This window comes from Kitasatospora sp. NPDC085895, from assembly GCF_040702125.1.
GTDB lineage: Bacteria > Actinomycetota > Actinomycetes > Streptomycetales > Streptomycetaceae > Kitasatospora > Kitasatospora arboriphila.
In genome coordinates, this window is record NZ_JBFBJY010000169.1 from 5,215 (window position 1) to 6,601 (window position 1,387).

General features: G+C 62.9%; 1 protein-coding gene. It reads right to left on the reverse strand.

Features of this window, described 5'->3' with window-relative positions:
• A partial coding sequence (locus AB0442_RS41365; protein ID WP_366168684.1) for a C1 family peptidase occupies window positions 1–1,177 on the reverse strand: 1,177 nt, incomplete at its 3' end.
• Window positions 1,178–1,387 lie beyond the last annotated feature (210 nt).

Consider the following 1,387-nt stretch of genomic DNA (forward strand, 5'->3'; position numbering starts at 1 on the left):
CGTACCAGTACGCGGCCTGCACCGAACCGTTCGCACCGACCCACCACAGCTCCATGCTGCCCGGGATGCGGGACACCGCCGAAATACCACCGGTCGGCGAGGCGCTCCCCTCGGGAGCCAGCTCATAACGCTCCCACTGACCGCCCTCGTACCAGTACGCGGCCTGCACCGAACCGTTCGCACCGACCCACCACAGCTCCATGCTGCCCGGGATGCGCGACACCGCCGAAATACCACCGGTCAGCGAAGCCGACCCGGCACCCGCCAGCTCGAATCCCTTCCATCCTCCCGGAACCAGGACTCCCTCGATTCCGAACATCGGGAATTGATTGAGCGAGCCGTCCGGGTCGCGGTCGGTGCTTGTTTCATCGATGCCGCACTCGCCGTATCCGATCCGGAAGAACCCGTTGTCCCCCCAGTTCTGGCCCCACGAGTTCTTCGCGATCCAACAACGATCGGCGTCCGAATATCCCACGATCTCCACGCAGTGGTAGCCGGCATGGCCGCCCGTCAAGTGCCGGTAGACTTCGCCGTGGAGAGGGAAGAAGTCGTCGTACACGTGGAAAACCGCGCACACAGGCCCACGGGAGGCCAGCCACTGCTTCCGCTCCGCCATGGTCGTCAGCGTCGAGAGTCCGCTGGGCCGGTACAGCTGCTGGTCACGGTGGGGATCCACCCGGCAACTCGGGTTGCCCGCATTGTCGAACGCACTGACGTAAGGGAAGAGCGCTTCTGTCGTGATGCCGCGACGCTGCGCCTCACCGATGGCATCCGAGGGCCACCAGCCCCCGCAGCTGGAACCGTGCGAGGAACAGAAATGAAGGTCGGCCTCGCTCAGATCGACCATTTCGCCTGCCGCGATGGATACCATCGACTCGGTGGTTGCACATACGCAGAAGGACACGCACGAACCGCAGTTGAGCTGGTCCTTCACCGGCGAAACGTGGTTCCGGCCGCCCACATTGCGCCAGTCGAAAGCAGCAGGAATACCCGCGATCACCGTAGCAGCACGTGGACGCGCGGCGATCTCCGCCAGGGCCTGCCGGTCGATCACCACACCGAGCAGCTGACTCCTGGTGTCATCATCGAGGGATGTGATGTTGTTCTCGGCCACGGTCCAATTTGCGTGCGACTCCTTGATCAAATTGCGCAGTTCTTTCAAGTCGGGCACAGGCATGAAGGCTCCCTGAAGATTGAATATTTCTGGGTATATTCGAGTACGGCATCAGCGTGAAGCAATGAGCCCTTTCAGATCGCCCACCGATCGGGTGACGGAGCCGAGGCTGCAGCCGGTACTACAGCGGTGCTTTGAGAGCTGCTTGGTGTCGGTGCTCGTAGTGGATCCGTTTGGCGATGGCCTGGTGTGCCCGGCGCCAGAGGGACTGGG